We start from the raw sequence: 18,005 nt of genomic DNA, 5'->3' as shown, positions 1-18,005 counted from the left end.
TGGGCCGGACGCCGTTCATCCTCCGCGAGGACTTCTACGCGTCCTGTGCCGTCATCGGCGGCCTCGCCTTCTGGGCGCTGGCACAGCTGGGCGCGGCGGCCGGTGCGGCATCGGCCGGGTGCGCGCTCGCGGTGCTGTTGGCCCGAGGGCTGGGCATCGGTCGCGGGTGGTCGCTCCCGACGGTCCAGGCGTGGGAACGACGCGACACACAGTAGAACCACGCCGCAGCTCCGGGTTCCCGTCTGTCATGCCCCGCTCCCCTGCATCCGCTGGGCTTCGTCGCTGTGACCGACTGTGGGACCGCCTGTGAGAGCTGTCTCTCGTACTCGTCGCGATACTGGTCGCTGACGGCGCACACGACTCTGAACGCGTATTGACCGCGAAAATGGGTGAGGGGAAGTCGGCCGCCGCGACGAACCCGATCAGTGCCCCGCAGATCCCCTACTGACCGAGCACCTCCCGGGTCGTCGCCGCCAGTGACGCGTAGAACGCTTCGCGTGTCTCTGCCTCGACGTGCCCGAGGAACTCGTCAGCCCACGCATCGAGGTGCTCCGTACGGAACTGGGCAAGCCGTTCGTCGAAGCCCGCTTCTGCCAGATAGGCGGCGAACTCCAGTTCGGTCGCAATGTGGTCCGGGAGGTCCGGATGGTCGGCCGCGGGCTGGACGCCGAACTCCCGGTACCAGCGTACGACAGCCATCGTGGCTGGCCCCTTGACCGGGCCGAGTTCGTCCGGGTCGTCCCCGTCGCGATAGACGCTCTCGTAGGGTGGACACGGTGGCCCGTCCGGCCCGATGAACAGCCGGGTGTACTCGGCGTTGAGACGGCGAAGGTCAACCGAGCCGACGTCGCCGACCACCGGGACCAGCTCTCCGGTCTCGACGGCTTCGACCAGCTGTTCGGTCGGTTCCCGCCAGCATTCGGCGAGGACGGCGTAGGTCGCCGCGACATCCGAGCGAAATCCGTCGCTGTCTGTGCCGCGCTCGGATGCCCGCTCACGCTTGGCGGGAGCGTCAGTCTGTCTGGTCATTGTCGCTCCTGTCGACCGCCGTCAGTCGCGTACGATTCGGGTCTCTCGACTCGCTGAATCGGCACGTATTTCAGGCCGAGCGTGACGATGAGTGCGCCGAAGGCGACGATACCGAGGGTGACAGCCACTTCGACCAGCGTCGGGGTGTAGGCCCCCGCAGTCGCCCAGATGTCCGTCGTGATGCCGGCATACTCACCACCGGTCGAGATACCCGGTGGGAGGGCGATGTTAGCGACTTCGTACCCCGTGAACACCAGCCGGATCCCTTCGAACATCGTGCCGAAGACCGCGAGGAGGCTCGCGGTGAAGATGACCGACACGCGCTTCCGGAGCGATGGAATCATCAGCATGACAAGCGGGACCGCCCCGCCGACGACTGTCCAGAGCCAGAAGTAGACGGACTCGCCGATGAGGAAGCTACTGGTGATGGCCCAGAACTCGAAGTGGTTCGCCCAGGCGTGGGGCAGTCGCTCGGCCGCGAGCAAGTACACTACGTGAAGCGCGAGGAAGATGCCGAGTATCTTCCCGAGACTCGTGAGTTCCTCGCGGTCGACCTCGTAGTTCGTGAGCCGGTCTGCGAGTACCGACACGACCAGCAACAGCCCGAGCCCGGAGACGAGCGCCTTGGCGATGAACACCGGTGCGACGAGGGGGCTGAACCAGTCGCCCCGACCGATCTGCGTCGCGAAAATCCACCCGGTCACCGAGTGGAGTGCGACCGCGGTCGGGAGAGCGAGTGCTGCCGTCCAGAACATGAGCGTGCGGTCACGCTCGCGTCCAGCGTCGGTATCAGCAACACCCAGTGCGAGTCGCGACCCGCGAGCGGCCAGGTCGCGGCGGGTCAGCAGCCACAGATACCAGAGGTTTAGCACGCCATAGAGGATGACGATACCGAAGTCCCACACCATCGGCGAGCGGAAGTCCGGCGAGGTGAAAAACTGGTAGAGTCGCTCGGGCCGCCCGATGTCTGGGAGGATGAGCAGGCCTGCGACGGTGATACAGGCGAGGCTGACCAGCACGCCGAGCCGTGCGAATCCCTCGTAGCGGTGTGAATGGAAGAACTTCGGAGCACTGGAGATGATGAGTCCCCCGGCAGACAGCCCGACGAACAGGACGAACATCATGATGTACAGTCCCCACGAGAAGACGTTGCGCATCCCCGTGGCGACCAGCCCCGTGGTGAGTTGGTAGCCCCAGGCTGCCAGTCCAGCGACCATGAGGGCTGCGAGCAGACCGAGCCACAGCCGTCCTTTCGTCCCGAAGGCCGGGATTGCGATCCGTGACGAGTCAGCGGCCATCAGTCATCACCTCCGGACCCCACTGCCGGGACGTGTGGAGCGGCATCACCCTCGATGGAGTGGGGGCTCCCACCCGAGTCGCTACTGTCGCTTCCGTCGGCGTCAGACGGCACGTCCTCGGCTCCATCGGACCACGGAGAAACATCGTCGAGTTCGCTCTCCATTTTATCCGACGTTTGCGGCCGACCGGGACTCATCTCGCCGCTGATGTAGTGCGTCTTCGGGTTCGTCCCGCGGTCTTCGAGGAGCTGGTCCGTCTCGTACTCGTTGATGTACTTCGAGACGGTACTCCCCTCGTCGTCGAGGTCGCCGAAGATGCGTGCGTCGGCCGGGCAGTTGACGACACAGGCCGGGTCGAGTCCCTCGTCGACGCGGTGGCTACAGAACGTACACTTCTCGACGACGCCCTGTGGACGGGCGGCAACGTCGCCCGTCCCCTCCTCGGGCATCTGCTCGGGTTCGTCCCAGTTGAACACCCGTGCGTTGTACGGGCAGGCCGCCATGCAGTAGCGACAGCCGATGCACTTGTCGTAGTCGATCTCGACGATCCCGTCGTCCCGGGTGTACGTCGCGTTGACCGGACAGACCTTCACACAGGGCGCGTTTTCGCAGTGTTGGCACGCCGTCGGCTGGTACTCCATGTCCAGCGAGCCACTGCCGCCGTCTTCGGGATAGCCACCGGACGGGGTGTCAATCTTGTCGCCGCCCTCCGTCAGGACGCGGTTCCAGAACTGCCCCATCGGGACGTTGTTCTCCTGTTTACACGACACTGCGCATGCCTGACAGCCGATACACCGCTCCTGGTCGATTACTAGGCCGTAGTTCGTCATTGTTAGTCACCTCCTGCGCGCGGTGCGTCGGCACCGGCCCCGCGCGGGTTATCGGCTTCGTACTTGTCCGTATCGACGTCATCGGGGGCCGGTTCGACTTCGACACGGACGTCGTAGAACGCCATCGTCTGGCCGACCTCGCTGACCTCGTTGTGCGTGAGGTCGTTGTGGTGGCCCGCGACGTAGTCGCGTGACCACCATCCCTGGTCAGTGTTTACCAGCCCCGGCTGGAACGCCTCGTTGTACTTCGCCTTCACGATCATCTCGCCGCGGTCGTTGTGCACCCGGACGTACTCGCCGTCCTCGATGCCGCGAGCCTTCGCATCCGACGGATGGATGTCCAGCTGTGGTTCGGGGTTGACCTCACGCACCCAGTTCAGCATCTCGTACTGCGAGTGGATGCGGAACCGACTGTGCTTCTGCATGAACATCAGCGGGTACTCGTCGGCCTTCTCGTAGTCGTCGGCTGTCCGGTCTTCGAGTGGCCGCGGGAGGTCGAACGTCACGCCCTCCTCGCTCGGGGCGTCGTCGTCGTACATCTTGATTCGCCCCGTGTCGGTGGGGAACGCATCGGTGTACTTGACGATGGGGACGCTCTCTTTCTTCTGTGTTCCCTGCTCGAACAGCGTGTCGAAGTCGATATCGTCGTCTCGGCCGGCGAGTTCCCGGAGCATTTCGCGTTTCGTCTCCGGGAACCGGTCGCCAAAGCCGAGCCGCTCCGCGAGCCCGCGGATCGCGTAGTAGTCGTCTCTGGCCTCCCACAGCGGTTCCTGTACCTTGTGTCGGTAGCTGATGTGTGGATGGGACCCCCAGCTGGACGTGATATCCTCCTGTTCGAACCAGTGTGGAACCGGGAGGATGATGTCCGCGTGCTGGACCGTATCCGTGTGGTGCATATCCGCGACCACGTACATCTCAAGGCTCCTGATGGCCTCTCTGAACCGCTGCCGGTCCGGGAACTGGTTGCCCATCATGTTCGACTCGATCGAGTAGACGGCCCTGACCTTGTGCGGGTCACCGTCGAGTATCGCGTCTGGGTATTCGGGGAAGAACAGCGACGGTCCGGGGTCAGCGTCCTCCGGCGCGCTCCAGCCACCGGTACTGAGCGTCGCCCCGCCGGAGTGATGGGCGTGGATGTTTCCGTGCCGACCGTAGTCACCGGTCAGTGCCATGAGCATCGCGTAGGTCTGGCCGAAGATGTGCCCGTGTTTGTACCGCCCGATCGCGTAGCTGGGGGCGATGCCACCGGGGCCGCGAGTCGCCAGCCATCGGACTGCAGTGCGGATGTTTTCCGCGTCGACACCGGTCTTCGCCGCGACTTTCGATGGCGCGTAGTCGGCCACATGGTCACGGAGTCTGGTCAGTGCCGTCTCGCATTCGATGCCGTCGACGGTGTACTCCCCAAAGAGCGCATACGGGCCACCGGTCTCCGGTTCGAGTTCGACCGGCGTCGTACTGCCCTGTTCGACGGCGACGACCTGGTTCTCGCCGCCGTCTTCGAAGACGTCGCTCGCCTTGAGCAACTCCCCGGTGTCCGTGCGGATTAGCGCCGGCGCGGTCGTCCGTTTCCGGAGGAAGTCCTCGTCGTACGTCTCGTCCTCGAAGACAGTGTGCATCATCGCAAGGGCGAGATGCACGTCTTTCCCGGGTTTGACCGGGAGCCACAGGTCGGCTTTCGACGCTGTCGTCGTGTACACCGGGTCAACCACGACGAGCTTCGCCCCGCTCTCGACGGCGTCGAGAACCTTCGAGGCGTCCATCTGGAACTGGCTGGCGAAGAGGTCCGACCCCCAGACGATGATGGTGTTCGCGTTCTCCCAGTCCTCGGCCTCGTTCGTCGACGGAAGGAAGAAGCCGGTCCCAGTGACCCGGTTGAATCCGCGACCGACGTTGGCGTCGATGCCCCAGGCAGACTGGGTCGAACCGAACAGAGAGGCCAGTCGATTGAACGCCGTGCTGGACTGGCCGTAGTTCCCCGACCCCGCGTGGAAGAGGACGCTCTCCGCGCCGTGGGCTGCTTTCAGCGACTGCATCTTGTCGGCGACGAGGTCGAGTGCCTCGTCCCAGGAGACGCGCTCGAACTCGGCATCCGGGCCGCGTCCGTCGGGGTTTGGCTCGTCGGGCGACCAGTCTGTGCGCTTCATCGGGTACTTCAGTCTCGTCGGGTCGTACACACGCTGGGTGTGTGAGAGGCCGAGCACACAGGCCCGCTTGTACTGCTCGTCTTCCGGCGGATGTGGCTCGACCTTCTTCACCTGGCCGTCGCGGACGTGGACGTCGATGGGGCACTTCCCGCGACAGTTCGGCGAGCAGACGGTCTGGATGACCTCGTTTTGCCCGACGTAGCTCTCGATACCGGAGTCACGGTTGGACGGCCCGGTTCCGTCTCCGCTTTCGACCAGCGTCTGGAAGAACTCGCCCCCGCCAAGACCGAGGGCAGCAGCCGCTCCGCTGGCTTTCAGTACGTCACGTCGGTAAACGCCGTCGTCGTCAGTCATCGTCGAATCCCTCAGGTTTGGTCGGCCGCTCGTCTTCACCGAACTCTGCCAGTAGCTCCTCGTGATACTTCTCGTGGAATTCGGCGTCGCTCAGTTCTCCGTTCGAGACACGAATCGCATCCCGAGCCATCCGTAGCCCCAGATCAGTGTCGTACTCGACGCCGTCAAGCATCGCTGCTGCTTCGTCTTCCCACTCATCAATCGGCGTCAACCGCGGCTGCTGTGGGTCATTCATGGCTCTAGTTACCGATTACCCTCGAAACTCGGTAGGGAGAGCGCTGTATTGTGAAGAGGTTTAAATACGGGCGGGAGTGTCACCGGGAGTCTCTGCCAGTGCGTCCAGCCCGAAAAGGCGAGTCTACGGGTCGAAGGCGGCCGTCGCGAGTTTCGATTCGACGGAGTTCAGGCGTTGAGAGAGTGCGGATTTCGAGATGTCGAGCGTGGCCGCGAGTTCGTCGAGGGTCGTCTGTCGGGGTGTCTGATAGTACCCTTCGTCCACTGCGAGTATCGCCGCTTCCCGCTGTTTTGTCGTGAGACAGGCGAGGTCGACTGTAGTGGGCTCCGACTCGGTCGCGACGTCCTGTCGGGATGTCAGCCGTCGCAGACGCACTCGTTTCGCGGCCGATTCCAACTGGTCGACTAGCTCGCTGATGACGCTTCGGTCTGAGACGTACGTCTCGATGAAAAGCGAGTCACCGTCTACGCGCCGGGTTCGTGGAACACACCCGACCTCGCTAAAGGCGAGACAGAGACAGGCGTCCCCGACCTGATTTGTCGAGTGGAGAACCCGCTCGGTACCGGCCTCGTCGGTAACAGTCACCTCGGCGTGACAGACGCCGTCGTCGATCTGGTTCTGAGCGTTCTCGATGTCTGCATCCGGATCCGAAAGGGGGCACGAACAGTCATCGGGCAGTTCAATTTCGAACAGAACCTTGAGGGTTCGTTCTTTCGCGGTCCCCGATGTCGCCCCTGTAGGCCCGCTCTCGGATTGTCCCATTCTGATTGTCACTCGACTATCTGCAGTTAAATGGGTTTTGTCATCGCCGCCGAAATCCGCAGACTGCGGGCGTATTCTACCTGTTCTTCTATGTGGAGAATGGAGCCTCCCGAAGCCGCGGCGGCGTCACTCATTGCGTCGGTGACAGCGTTCGTCTGCTATCGGAGGATCGAAAATAACCGCCTGTACTGCTGTGCTGGGCCATAGCCGGCGATGAGTCGGCCGAGAGACACCGCCGTCAGGTGCCCGAACGGTGGTGTCACTATATTCACAAGATAAATGCCGCCTCCGCCTGATACACAGACAATGGTCCTCTCGGACGTTTTGCTTGCCCCCCTGGGACTGGCGGCTCTCCTCCTGGCGGTGCCGATAGTGGTGCTGTATCTCATCCGACCGGACCCGCAGGAACTCACGCTGCCGACGTACCAGTTTCTCGTCGCCGGAGAACGCCAGCAGTCAGCGACGCCGTTTCTCGAACGGATCTCGCGGAGCCTCCTCCTGCTGTTGCAGGTACTGGTCGTGCTGGTGCTCGCGGTCGGACTGGCGACGCCGTACGTCACCGTCTCCGAGCGGGCGACGGTCGAGGAGACGGTCATCGTCGTGGACACCAGCGCGTCCATGCAGACCGACGCCGACGGTCAGACACGCTTCCAGCGGGCCGTTGCGGCCGCCCAAGAAGAAGTAACAGGAACGACCTCCGTCGTCACGACGACCAACGGCGGCGAGGTCGTGCTCCAGCGTGGTACGCCGACGGCAGCGCAGGGGACGCTGGACGGGCTCAGCCCGACGGACGCGCCGGGAGCGCTCAGCGGCGCTATCTCGCAGGCGGCCTCGCTCGCCGGTGAGAACGCCAGAATCGTCGTCTTGAGCGACTTCGCGGGCGAGGAGTGGACCACTGCAGTCACCTCAGCGCGCGGGCGCGGCCTCTCCGTCGACCTCCAGCAGTTCGACGGTGGGGGCGACGCGAACGTCGGGTTCATCGACCGGCGGTTCTCCGGCTCGGCGGTGACGCTGTCGGTGAAAAACTACGGCGACTCGACCGTCACCCGGACCGTTCGGCTCGGCAACACCCAGCGAGAACTGCAGCTCGGACCCGACGACGTTGGCTCGGTGACGATGCCGGTCCCGGCCGGCGGGAGCGAGGCCCGGCTCAGCCCGGGCGACAGTTTCGCGACTGACGACAGCGTCTACGTCGCCGCACCGGCGGACGCGGCTGTCGACGTACTGGTGCTGACAAACGACCGGAACCGGTACCTGACCACCGCGCTGTCGGTCGTCGACCGGGTGAACGTGACGGTCAGCCAGCCGCCGACGACCATTCAGAAGAACTACGACGTCATCCTGTACAGCAACGTCGACCAGAGTTCACTGTTGCCCGGCAACGTCGAAAGCGGGCGCGAACTGGTCGAAGACGGTGGCGGCGTGGCGGTACTGGCACAGGACGACCTCCCACAGCGGTACCGGGACCTCCTCCTCATCGAGCCCGGCGAGACCCGGGCGGGCGCGACAGTGGGCCAGACGGCACAGACACAGCTCACCCGCGGCATCGACTTCCAGCCACCGGACGAGTACATCTCCGGGTCGCTGCGCTCCGGGTCGGCCCAGGTGCAACTGGGGGACGGGACGCCGCTCATCGCGACCGAGGATCGGAACGGCGGCCGCGTGATGTACTACGGCTACATCGAGGACCGGTCCAGCTTCAAGTTCAACTACCAGTACCCCGTGTTCTGGAAGCGGGCGGTGTATTATCTGGCGGACAGGGAACAACTCCCGGCGCTGAACCACGAGACCGGTGAGACCGTCCGGTTCGGTAACACCACCGTCGAGGGGCCGGCCGGCCCCGTCTCCGGGAACTCGGTCCCGCTCCAGCGAGCCGGGCTCTACCGAAGCGAGAGCCGGCAAGTGAGCGCGTCGCTGCTGGACGAGGGCGAGTCAAACACCAACGTCGGAGCGCTCGACCAGCGCTCCGGGACGGCCGGGAACCTCACCCGGACCGAACAGCGGTCGGTGCCACAGCCGCTGACCGAGTACTTCGCGCTGGGCGGGCTGATACTTGCGCTGGCCGAGGTCGGCTATCTGCGCCGACGGGGTGACCTCTGATGGCGGTGTCCTACACCCTCAGGGAGGGACTCACCGTCGGTGTCGAGCACCTGTGGCCGCTGCTCGTCTTGCCGGTCGCCGTCGGCCTCCTCGCGTATCTCGTCCGGCGTGGCGACGGTGGGCCGCGGTCGGCCTCGAACCGGAGCCGCCGGCTCCTGCTTGCCAGCCGCGTGCTCATCGTCTGCCTGCTCGTCCTCGGCGCGATGGAACCGTACACCGTTCAGACCCGCGAGACGCCGGGTGAACCGGGCGTGACACTGCTGACAGACGAATCCGCGAGCATGGGTATCTATCCGAACACGACCGACGAGCTGGTACAGGATATCGAGAGCGAGGGCGTCCCGGTGACACGGGCGACCATCGGCAGCGGGTCGAACTCGCGGATCGGCGACGGCGTGGCGGCAAATCTCCAAGCAAACGGGACGGTCGTCGTCGTCTCCGACGGCCGCGTCACAGAGGGCCGGAGCCTGGCAACAGCCGCCGAGGACGCAGCCGGGCTCAACGCGACCGTCCACAGCGTCACCCCGCAGTCGCCACGCACTGAGCGAGCCGTGGCGATAGCGGGGCCGTCGACGGTGAGCCGCGGCGTCCAGTCACAGTATACCGTCTCGATGCAGGGCGTGAGCGTCCTCGAGCCCGTGCCCGTCGAAGTGACTATCGACGGTGAGAGCGTGACTGAAGGAGAACTCCGGCCGGACGGCACGCTCACCGTCGACCACACGTTCGAGGAAATCGGGTCACACCGCGTGACTGCGACGCTGTCCGGCGACGACGAGTACGCGCGAAACGACGTGTTCTACAAGAGCGTCCGCGTCGTCGAACAGCCCGACGTGCTGTACGTCTCACAGGGCGAGTATCCCCTGCGGAACTACCTCGACTCGCTGTACAACGTTTCGACGGCCTCGTCGGTCCCGGCGGACCTCGACGACTACGCCGCCGTCGTCATGCAAGACACACCGTCGGGCAATATCGGGAACGCCACCGCGCTGCAGGACTTCGTCATCAACGGCGGCGGGCTCGTCGTCGCGGGCGGTGACAACGCCTACGAGAACGGCGGCTACGAAACGTCATCAGTGGCCTCGATGCTCCCTGTCCGAGTAGGGAACGCGACGGGAGGCGAGTCGAACATCGTCATCCTCGTCGACGTGTCCGGTAGCGCCGAGGGCGGCCTCTCGATACAGAAAGCCGTCGCCCTAGACGTGCTCGACCAGCTCGGCGACGAGAACCAGGTCGGCGTCGTCGCGTTCAACCACAACGCATATCGCGTCTCGGAGATGCAAGCGCTCGGGCAGAACCGGGCGGAGACTGCGACAAGATACGACGGCTGGAAAGCGGTGGCGCGACGGATATCGCCGTCGGGCTTCAGGGGGCCGACGAACTGCTTGGCGACCGCGAAGGGACGATCATCCTCCTCAGTGACGGCCAGGACCGGCTCGGCCCGCCGGCGGCCGTTGCCAACCAACTGGGCCGCGAAGGGACCCGCGTCGTCTCGGTCGGTGTCGGCAAGCGAGTCGGCGTCGCGACGATGCGCCAGATCGCAAGCGAGTCGGGCGGGTCGTACTTCGCCGCCGACGAGACCGAGCGGCTGCGGCTCCTCTTTGGCGGCTCCTCGCGGCGCTACCAGGGGGAGAACCTCACAATCGTCACGGAGGACACGTTCATCACCGCCGGCGTCGAGCTGACTGCGAACCCCGGCCAGGCGAACAACGTCCAGGTCAAGCCCGGGGCCGACTACCAGGTCGCCACCGCGGACGGGAAGCCGGCCATCGCCTCCTGGCGGTTCGGGCTGGGCCGCGTCGTCTCGATCACCGCCTACGACTCGGACAACACGATGGGCGGCCTGCTCGACCGGCCGGACTCGCTGGTCGTCACGAAGTCGGTCAACTACGCGGTGGGTGACCCCATGCGCACGCAGACCGGCGTCACAGCGGTCAGCGATGCTCGTGTGGGGCGTCCAACGACGCTGACCTACCAGGGCGATAGCCGCCCGGACGCGGCGAACATCTCCTTCCGCCAGATCGGCGACGGCCGGTATCGCGGCGAGTTCACGCCTCGGGAGGCGGGGTATCAGACCGCACTCGACACCGAGTACGCGGCGAACTACCCCGTTGAGTACGGAGCCTTCGGTCCGAGTGACAGCCTCGATGCGCTCGTCGAAACGACGGGCGGGCAGACCTTCAGCCCGGCCCAGGGCGAACAGATAGCCAGAGAGGCGCGCCAGAAGTCCACCCGGGTCCGGACCGTTCGGAACACCTGGGACTGGCTCGCCTTGCTCGGCGCGCTCCTGCTGTTCACCGGCGAGGTGGTCGCCCGGCGTGTTCAAGTGTACCGCGGTCGCACCTCCCTGGAGAGTGGTCTCCCGTGAGCGCAATCGGCCGCCGGATCAACCTCGGGCTCGTGGTGTTCGTCGTCCTCTCGATGGTCGGCACCGGCGGAACGACGGTGCTGTACCAGGACTCCGCGAGCGAGCTTCGCTCGCAGAATCAGGAGCTCAGACAGGAAAACGCCGAACTTCGGGGGAACCTGGACGACACCAGAAATAAACTGGAATCCACACAGACCCGTGTCGAGGAACTCCAAGAGCGACTGGAGACGCGGTCGGAGGATGTCGATCAGGTCGCGACCAACCTGAACCAGACAGAGGAGCAGTTGAACGCCACGCAGAGTCAGTTGGCAGAGACCCGGCAGTCGCTCCGCCAGAGCGAGGGCCGCGTCGATGAACTGGAGGGGACAGTCGACGACCTTCGGGACGAGCGCGACACTCTCGAGGACGAAGTCGATGACCTCGAAACGACAATCGGCGATCTGGAGGCCGAAAACGAGGAGTTAGAGGACGAACGCAACGAACTGAAGGGGCAGGTATCCGACCTGCAGGACGATATCGACAGCCTGGAATCGCGGATCGACACCCTCGAAAGCGAAATCAATGAACTCGAAAATCAGAACGAAGCGCTGAGAGACGATATCGAGACCATCTGTAACAGGATGGAGACACCGGACCCGACCTGCGAGGACTACTAATGGACGACCCCGACACAGATACCGGAGAAAACGGCGACGAAGAGCCGCCTGAAAACGGACGGGCACAGGCACGCGAACGCATGGCCGACGCCATCGCCGAGGTCAGACGCGAGGGCAAGAAGGCGGCGTTCATCTACGCCATCGTCGACGCGGTGTTGGTCTTTCTCCTGGTGAACATCTTCCTGACTGTCCTCTCGCCGACTGCACTCCCGACACAGCTGTCAGTTCCGACGGCGGTGACGGACCCGGTCGGGGCGGCTGTCGGCCGCTCGATACCTGCGCTATCGTTCCCGACGGGCGCAGTCGTCGGCATTGTCGTCGGCGCGCTCTGGTTCGTCGGCGAGTATCTGTACCGGGTCCGACAGCCACTCGTCGAGCAGTTCGAGGCGGCGAACGCGAACGTCACCGACGCGCTCCGAACGGCGCGGGACGCGGTCGAGGACGGGGCCGAAACGCGGATGGCGGCCCGGCTCTACGAAGACGTGCTTGCGAGTCTGAAACGGAGTTCGAGCGTCGCGCTCGTCGATAGCCGGCGGCTGCTCGGCACGCTTATCGTCGTTATCCTGCTGAGCTTGGCGACAGTGCAGGTGGCCGTCGTCGACATCGGCCTACTCGACCGCGACCCGGTCGAGACGGACTCGCCGAACGACCGGCCCAGCGAGTACGAGGGGCTCGAAGACGGCGACGCGATACTCGGCGACAGCGAGGACGTGCAGGCGGGCGACGAGAACCTCACCGCCGAGATTGATTCGACGGGCGGCGACGAGGAAATCGACCGGAGCCAGTCGTTCCCGTCGTCGTCGGACACCGGGGGGCCGGGAAGTGGAAGTGGCACAGTCGACAGCCAGCAGGCCGGGTTCGCCGGCCAGGAAGACGTCGAGGACGCGGACCTCATCCGCGAGTACAATCTCAGGATTCGAGAGCAAGACACGGACGACGAGGACACCGACCCATGAGCTCAGAGCACGACATCGACGAACTACAGCAGAAGATCGCGAACGCACGCGAACAGATCGGCACGCGGATCGTCGGTCAGGAGGAGGTACTGGAGCAACTGCTCATCTGTATCCTGGCCGACGGCAACGCCCTGCTCGAATCGAACCCGGGACTGGGGAAGACGACGATGGTCCGGACCGTCGCGGAGGTGACCGACCTCCAGTTCTCCCGGATTCAGAACACGCCCGACCTGATGCCCTCCGACATCACGGGGACCGAGATCATCCGCGAGACCGACAGCGGCCGCGAGTTCGTCTTCGAGAAAGGGCCGGTGTTCGCCAACGTCGTGCTGGCCGACGAGATCAACCGGGCGACGCCGAAGACACAGGCCGCCCTGCTGGAGGCGATGCAGGAGAAGCAGGTGACCGCCGCTGGCGAGACCTACGAACTGCCGCGCCCATTTTTTATCCTGGCGACCCAGAACCCCATCGACCAGTCGGGGACCTACGCGCTCCCGGAGGCCCAGACCGACCGCTTCATGCTGAAGCTGCTGGTCGACTACCCCGACTACGACGAGGAGCGGACCATCGTCGACATGTACACCGCCGGGGCAGAACAGGTCCCCGTCGAACGCTCGCTGACCCGCCCGGAGATTCAGGAGATCCAGCAACTGGTCCGCGAGATGCCCATCGCCGACGACCTGCGCGACCGGGCAGTCCAGCTCGTGCGCCGGACGCGTGAAGCCGACGACATCGAGTTCGGGGCCAGCCCACGGGCGAGCATGGCGCTCGTCCAGACGGCGAAGGCGCGGGCGTTCCTCCACGGCCGCTCGCACGTCACGGGCGAGGATATCGAGGCGCTGGCCGCGCCCGTCCTCCGGCACCGGATTATCGTGGACTTCCGGGCCGAGCGCGAGGGCCGGACGGCAGACGACCTCATCGCGGACTTGCTGGGATGAGCCACCCGACGCACGCAATCTGGCGGGCGGACCCGTGGGAGGGGCAGCCGTGACTATCGAACCGGATTTTCTGGACGAACTCGGCCGGTTTACCGCCGCGCTGAACCGCCAGACGACCTCGATTCGGCAGGGCGACCAGCAGTCCCCGCGGGTCGGCGAGGGGCTCACGTTCAGCGACTATCGGCGGTACTCGCCGGGGGACGACACGCGACGAATCGACTGGAAGCTGTTCGCCCGGACGGAGGAGTACTTCATCAAGCAGTACGAGGAAGAGCGGAGCCTGACCGTCCACCTGCTCGTCGACACGAGCGCGTCGATGGACTACGGCGACGCGGCGAGTCACAAGTTCGAGTGCGCCGCCAAGCTCGGCCTCGGCTTCGCCTACCTTACAGCGGAGGAGAACAACGACTTCCGGTTCTGCACGTTTCGTGACCGGGTGAACCGCATCGACACCGGGCAGTCGAACCGCGGCGAACTCCTCTCGCTTATCGACCAATTGAACGAAATAACGCCCGACGGGACGGCCGATTTCGAATCCGCGCTGGAGGCGTACGCCGAACGCATTCGCTCGCGCTCGCTCGTCGTCGTGTTCAGCGACTGTCTGGCCGACCCCGAGGAGCTCGAGTCGGGCGTCGCCGCGCTCGCACGCAACGACGCCGACGTGTTGCTCGTCCGCGTGGTCGCCCCGGAGGAACGGGACCCCGGCGTCGTCGGTGACGTGCTGTTCGCCGACCCCGAGAGCGACGAGAAACGCCGGTCGTATTTCAGCGGCTCGCTGGCCGAAACGTACCAGTCGCGGCTCGACGCCCACATCGACTCGGTGTCAAACCGCGTTACGGCACTCGGCGCGGACCACGTACTGGTTGATACCAGCGAAGACTACTTCGACTCGTTTGCGAGCATCTGGTTACAGTAGCCAGACGGCGGCAGGGTCGGCTTACTCCGCGAGGATGTGTGCCGGCAGGTCGTCACGGATGATCGTATCGCAGTACTCACAGCGGACGCCGTCGTCGCCGACGGCGAAGCGCGAGTCGACGGGTTCGGCTTCGGTCGTGATGCAGTTGTGGTTCGGGCATTCGAGGACGCCCTCGACGACCGACGGCCGCTCGACGCGGCGCTTCTCGACGACATCGTAGTCACGGATGATGTTGATCGTCGCCGCGGGGGCGATGAGCGAGAGCACATCGACCTCGTCCTGGGAGAGTTCGCGGCCCTCGACTTTGACGACATCTTTGTGCCCCAGACGGTCGGAAGGCATGTTCATCGCGACGGAGACGGAGTCACCGCTGGTCCCGTCGATACCCAAGATCGCGAGGACGTTCAGCGCCTGGCCGCCCGCGATGTGGTCGATGACGGTGCCGTTCTGGATCTTCGAGACGCGGAGTTGCTGGTCGTTGTCGCTCATTGGTCGCCTCCGAGCATCAGGTCGAGCAGCGCCATCCGTACGGGGACGCCGTTGTGGGCCTGTTGGAAGTACTGTGCGTGGGTGGTCTCGTCGACGTCGTGGGCGATCTCGTCGACGCGCGGGAGCGGGTGCATCACGGTCAGGTCGTCCTTAGCCGCGTCCAGCGTGTCGGCGTCGATCTGGTACTGGCCGGCGACTTCGCGGTACTCGCTCTCGTCGGGGAACCGCTCGGCCTGGATACGTGTCACGTAGAGCACGTCCAGGTCGGGGAGAATCTCGTCGAGATCGGTGTGCTCGCGGATGCCCGCGCCGGCCTCGTGGAGGTCGTACCGGACCGACCGCGGAAGCTGGAGCGACTCGGGGCTGATGAAGTGCTGCCTGGCGTCGACGGTCGTGAGCGCGTGGGCCAACGAGTGGACCGTCCGACCGTACTTCAGGTCGCCCATGATGCCGATAGTCAGGTCCTCAAAGCCCGCGTTCTCACGGATCGTGTAGAGGTCGAGCAGCGTCTGTGTCGGGTGCTGACCGGCCCCGTCGCCGGCGTTGACGAGCGGCACGTCGACGAACTCGCTCGCCATCTTCGCGGAGCCCTCCATGGGGTGCCGGAGCACGAGCGCGTCGGTGTACCCCTCGACGACGCGGACGGTATCTGCCAGTGACTCGCCTTTCTTCACGCTGGAGGACTCGACGGAGCCCATGTCGACGATGTCGCCGCCGAGGCGTTTCATCGCCGTTGTGAAGCTCATCTTCGTCCGGGTGCTCGGCTCGAAAAAGAGGAGGCCAAGCAGCGTGTCGCTGTGCCGGTCCGCGAACGCTCCCGGGTCAGCCGCGATGTCGGCCGCGTGGTCGAGCACCGTCTCGATGTCGCCCCGCGAGAGCTGTTTCGCGCTGATGATGTGGTCGTGCCGCATTTCACTCGATACCGCGCTCCGGACGGTCTTGAATCCCCCGACACGGGAATTGAACGGTCACTTACATCGTCAGGTTCGGCTTCGGGAGCATCGGCACTGGCTTCGAAAACGGGGTCTGAAAGATCCTAGCGGCCGAAATAGAAGGACAGGAAACTAGTCAGGGATTGCTCTGCCAGACGTCGACGCGGGGCTCGGTGTATGCCTTGCCGACGATGTCGGGGAGACCGTCGCCATCGAGGTCGACGACCTTCGCTTCGTGGGTGGGGATACCGGTTCCCAGTTCTTTCTGCTCGAAGTTCCCCGCCCCGTCGTTGTGGAACACGAACTGTCGCGGTTCGTGTCCGTCCTCTAGCCCCATTTCCGCGACGAAGATGTCGGGATTGCCGTCGCCGTCGAAGTCCGCTACGTCGAGGCTGTGCGGGTTCGAGAGGTCGTCGTGCAGCAGCGTCAGATCCCACTCGGGCGGGTCGAACACGCCCAGCCTGGCCGGGCGGTCGTCGAGATACGGTTCGTCGCCCTCGACGAGAATTATTTCCAGGTCCCCATCGCCGTCGACGTCCTCGATAGCGACGCGGGTACACTGCCAGTCCTCGGCGATGGGCTCCCGGTCCCACCCATCGGCCGTCCGATGGAAGACGTTGGGGCCGGCGACGATTTCGACCTCGCCATCGCCGTCGACGTCCTCGACAGCGACGCCCTCGACGTCGATATCCTCGGCGACAACGTGTCGGTTCGCCACCGGCCACGGTTCACGCGTCGGGTCATCGGGGATGTCATAGTAGAATACCGTTTCGGACTCCTGAGACAGCCCGACGACCTCGTTCTGTCCGTCGCCGTCCACGTCCGCCACGGCGGTGTCGTGATACTTCTCGAAGTCGTCGGTGATGAGCCGGCGCGTCCACTGCTTTCGCGGGTTGTCCGGTATTTCGAACCACCACAGCTTGTGCTGGTGAATGTTCTGGCCGGCGACCATGTCCGGGCGGCCGTTCCCCGTTATATCGCCAAGCGAGCCACCGACGGAGAGTTCGGGTGCGCTGGCGACATCGTGGCGCTCCCAGCCGGGGTTTTCGTACCAGAACACGTTCGTCTGGAGCCAGCGGGCCAGCGGCCCCATGCCGAACACGGACAGCAAGTCGACTGACGTATCGACCAGCGGGAACTGGACCTCGTGCTCGTCGCCGAGCGCCCCGACGATGACGTCCGGTCGACCGTTCCCAGTGAGGTCGGTCGTGAGACAGAAGCTCATCGTGCTCGCCGGCGGCGAGGCTTCGATGCGCTCGTGATGTAGATTCATGTCCCAGCCGTTCGGGTGTATCGCTATTGTTATGGCTGGGCTAACATCGACCGATAGCGAGTGGCTCGGGCGGGGTACGAATGCTGTATCGCTGAAGGGCCGTGTTCGGCTTACTACCCATGTCCCCAGTAGTGGTGTCCCAGTTATTGTTACACACCAGTTATCAAGACCCATGCAGGACAGGCTCGAACGGGTCGACTGTCGGGACCATCGCCACCGAAAGCGTAGACTTGCTACGGCCAGGGGAGTGCAGGATATAACGACCGATTAAAAGTAGGCAACGGCCAACCGACGTAAGCCAGTCCCTTCGGCCCAGTTCGGTTGTCAATGTTCTCGACTCCAACACAAGGGTTCAAAACCGATAGGCGGACCATCCGCAGTATGCTCGCAATCGCTGGCGGCAAGGGTGGCTGTGGCAAAACGACCATCGCCCTCGGAGTCGGTCAGGCACTGGGGACGCCGACCAGACGGTCGCTAGTCGTGGACACCGACCGCGACATGCCGAACCTCCACCGCCGCGCTGGCGTCGATCCGACGCCCGGAATCGCTGATATCACGGTCTCGGCTGAGCCGACCACGGTTGCCAAGCGCGCCACGGCCGTCGAGAACGTCGACGTACTCCCCTGTCAGGACGCAACCGAAGCCGCTGTCGACAATGCCATCGGCACACTGCCCCAACGTGATCGCCCGGTGGTACTCGACTGTCCGGCCGGCGCTGGCCCGGACGC

15 protein-coding genes and 2 pseudogenes are annotated in these 18,005 nt (G+C 64.8%); 8 read left to right on the top strand and 9 right to left on the bottom strand.

Translation table 11 applies throughout. The annotated features are described in order from the left end of the window. Positions 1-215: pseudogene (locus tag GJ630_RS17295) on the top strand (trimeric intracellular cation channel family protein); the annotation flags it as partial. A 226-nt stretch (positions 216-441) separates the two neighbouring features. Here the strand turns inward: GJ630_RS17295 and GJ630_RS17290 are convergent. The 6 genes from GJ630_RS17290 to GJ630_RS17265 form a co-directional block, all read right to left on the bottom strand. Beyond that, positions 442-1,029 carry a molecular chaperone gene (locus GJ630_RS17290; protein WP_014040607.1) on the bottom strand — a complete coding sequence of 196 codons (588 nt, stop codon included), beginning with the start codon at positions 1,027-1,029 and terminating at the stop codon, positions 442-444. Then, the gene (gene nrfD, locus GJ630_RS17285; protein ID WP_014040608.1) at positions 1,026-2,327 is read right to left on the bottom strand and encodes an NrfD/PsrC family molybdoenzyme membrane anchor subunit; all 1,302 of its coding nucleotides are present in this window, start codon (positions 2,325-2,327) and stop codon (positions 1,026-1,028) included. The genes GJ630_RS17290 and nrfD overlap by 4 nt, the downstream gene beginning before the upstream one ends. Further along, complete coding sequence (gene dsrO / locus GJ630_RS17280; RefSeq protein WP_050038204.1) at positions 2,327-3,157, bottom strand: sulfate reduction electron transfer complex DsrMKJOP subunit DsrO; 831 nt, start codon at positions 3,155-3,157, stop codon at positions 2,327-2,329. Before dsrO ends, nrfD begins: the two co-directional genes overlap by 1 nt. A 2-nt stretch (positions 3,158-3,159) precedes the next feature. Further along, on the bottom strand, positions 3,160-5,655 hold the full coding sequence (locus tag GJ630_RS17275; RefSeq protein WP_191450469.1) for a molybdopterin-dependent oxidoreductase: 2,496 nt from the start codon (positions 5,653-5,655) through the stop codon (positions 3,160-3,162). After that, positions 5,648-5,890, bottom strand: a complete 243-nt coding sequence (locus tag GJ630_RS17270; protein ID WP_008308761.1) for a 4Fe-4S ferredoxin N-terminal domain-containing protein — start codon at positions 5,888-5,890, stop codon at positions 5,648-5,650. Before GJ630_RS17270 ends, GJ630_RS17275 begins: the two co-directional genes overlap by 8 nt. 123 nt (positions 5,891-6,013) lie before the next feature. Further along, positions 6,014-6,652 carry a helix-turn-helix domain-containing protein gene (locus GJ630_RS17265; RefSeq protein ID WP_191450467.1) on the bottom strand — a complete coding sequence of 213 codons (639 nt, stop codon included), beginning with the start codon at positions 6,650-6,652 and terminating at the stop codon, positions 6,014-6,016. Between the two features lie 306 nt (positions 6,653-6,958). On the opposite strand from GJ630_RS17265, the gene GJ630_RS17260 reads away from it, so the two are divergent. From GJ630_RS17260 to GJ630_RS17235, 6 genes and pseudogenes are all read left to right on the top strand, one after another. Then, positions 6,959-8,752, top strand: a complete 1,794-nt coding sequence (locus GJ630_RS17260) for a VWA domain-containing protein (RefSeq protein WP_191450465.1) — start codon at positions 6,959-6,961, stop codon at positions 8,750-8,752. Then, a pseudogene (locus GJ630_RS20650) lies at positions 8,752-11,117 on the top strand (VWA domain-containing protein). Before GJ630_RS17260 ends, GJ630_RS20650 begins: the two are co-directional and overlap by 1 nt. Continuing rightward, positions 11,114-11,773, top strand: a complete 660-nt coding sequence (locus tag GJ630_RS17250) for a chromosome partition protein (RefSeq protein ID WP_014040614.1) — start codon at positions 11,114-11,116, stop codon at positions 11,771-11,773. The pseudogene GJ630_RS20650 and the gene GJ630_RS17250 overlap by 4 nt, the downstream one beginning before the upstream one ends. Then, positions 11,773-12,729, top strand: coding sequence for a hypothetical protein (locus GJ630_RS17245; protein ID WP_191450463.1), 957 nt, complete (start codon positions 11,773-11,775; stop codon positions 12,727-12,729). The genes GJ630_RS17250 and GJ630_RS17245 overlap by 1 nt, the downstream gene beginning before the upstream one ends. Then, positions 12,726-13,667, top strand: coding sequence for a MoxR family ATPase (locus GJ630_RS17240; RefSeq protein WP_014040616.1), 942 nt, complete (start codon positions 12,726-12,728; stop codon positions 13,665-13,667). The genes GJ630_RS17245 and GJ630_RS17240 overlap by 4 nt, the downstream gene beginning before the upstream one ends. A gap of 49 nt (positions 13,668-13,716) precedes the next feature. Further along, positions 13,717-14,583 (top strand): DUF58 domain-containing protein, encoded by an 867-nt coding sequence (locus GJ630_RS17235; RefSeq protein ID WP_151145937.1) that lies wholly within the window; start codon positions 13,717-13,719, stop codon positions 14,581-14,583. Positions 14,584-14,604: 21 nt separating this feature from the next. On the opposite strand, the gene pyrI is transcribed toward GJ630_RS17235, so the two are convergent. From pyrI to GJ630_RS17220, 3 genes are all read right to left on the bottom strand, one after another. Continuing rightward, on the bottom strand, positions 14,605-15,072 hold the full coding sequence (gene pyrI / locus GJ630_RS17230; protein WP_008308747.1) for an aspartate carbamoyltransferase regulatory subunit: 468 nt from the start codon (positions 15,070-15,072) through the stop codon (positions 14,605-14,607). Further along, positions 15,069-15,983, bottom strand: a complete 915-nt coding sequence (gene pyrB, locus GJ630_RS17225; RefSeq protein WP_008308746.1) for an aspartate carbamoyltransferase — start codon at positions 15,981-15,983, stop codon at positions 15,069-15,071. The genes pyrI and pyrB overlap by 4 nt, the downstream gene beginning before the upstream one ends. A gap of 157 nt (positions 15,984-16,140) precedes the next feature. Continuing rightward, on the bottom strand, positions 16,141-17,277 hold the full coding sequence (locus GJ630_RS17220) for a VCBS repeat-containing protein (protein WP_014040618.1): 1,137 nt from the start codon (positions 17,275-17,277) through the stop codon (positions 16,141-16,143). 381 nt (positions 17,278-17,658) lie between these two features. On the opposite strand from GJ630_RS17220, the gene GJ630_RS17215 reads away from it, so the two are divergent. Further along, positions 17,659-18,005, top strand: a 347-nt coding sequence (locus tag GJ630_RS17215) for an AAA family ATPase (protein WP_191450461.1), incomplete at its 3' end; no start/stop codon positions are given.

Source organism: Haloarcula sp. CBA1122 (genome assembly GCF_009741785.1).
GTDB lineage: Archaea > Halobacteriota > Halobacteria > Halobacteriales > Haloarculaceae > Haloarcula > Haloarcula hispanica.
The sequence above is the reverse complement of the archived record's forward strand: the minus strand, read 5'-3'. Positions and strand labels throughout refer to the sequence as shown.

What these genes read in the sequence shown, in the direction of transcription:
- GJ630_RS17220 (WP_014040618.1), bottom strand. Translation starts at nt 17,277, where the DNA reads ATGAATCTACATCACGAGCGCATCGAAGCCTCGCCGCCGGCGAGCACG.
- nrfD (WP_014040608.1), bottom strand. Translation starts at nt 2,327, where the DNA reads ATGGCCGCTGACTCGTCACGGATCGCAATCCCGGCCTTCGGGACGAAA.
- GJ630_RS17265 (WP_191450467.1), bottom strand. Translation starts at nt 6,652, where the DNA reads ATGGGACAATCCGAGAGCGGGCCTACAGGGGCGACATCGGGGACCGCG.
- dsrO (WP_050038204.1), bottom strand. Translation starts at nt 3,157, where the DNA reads ATGACGAACTACGGCCTAGTAATCGACCAGGAGCGGTGTATCGGCTGT.
- GJ630_RS17270 (WP_008308761.1), bottom strand. Translation starts at nt 5,890, where the DNA reads ATGAATGACCCACAGCAGCCGCGGTTGACGCCGATTGATGAGTGGGAA.
- GJ630_RS17275 (WP_191450469.1), bottom strand. Translation starts at nt 5,655, where the DNA reads ATGACTGACGACGACGGCGTTTACCGACGTGACGTACTGAAAGCCAGC.
- GJ630_RS17245 (WP_191450463.1), top strand. Translation starts at nt 11,773, where the DNA reads ATGGACGACCCCGACACAGATACCGGAGAAAACGGCGACGAAGAGCCG.
- pyrB (WP_008308746.1), bottom strand. Translation starts at nt 15,983, where the DNA reads ATGCGGCACGACCACATCATCAGCGCGAAACAGCTCTCGCGGGGCGAC.
- GJ630_RS17240 (WP_014040616.1), top strand. Translation starts at nt 12,726, where the DNA reads ATGAGCTCAGAGCACGACATCGACGAACTACAGCAGAAGATCGCGAAC.
- GJ630_RS17290 (WP_014040607.1), bottom strand. Translation starts at nt 1,029, where the DNA reads ATGACCAGACAGACTGACGCTCCCGCCAAGCGTGAGCGGGCATCCGAG.
- GJ630_RS17260 (WP_191450465.1), top strand. Translation starts at nt 6,959, where the DNA reads ATGGTCCTCTCGGACGTTTTGCTTGCCCCCCTGGGACTGGCGGCTCTC.
- pyrI (WP_008308747.1), bottom strand. Translation starts at nt 15,072, where the DNA reads ATGAGCGACAACGACCAGCAACTCCGCGTCTCGAAGATCCAGAACGGC.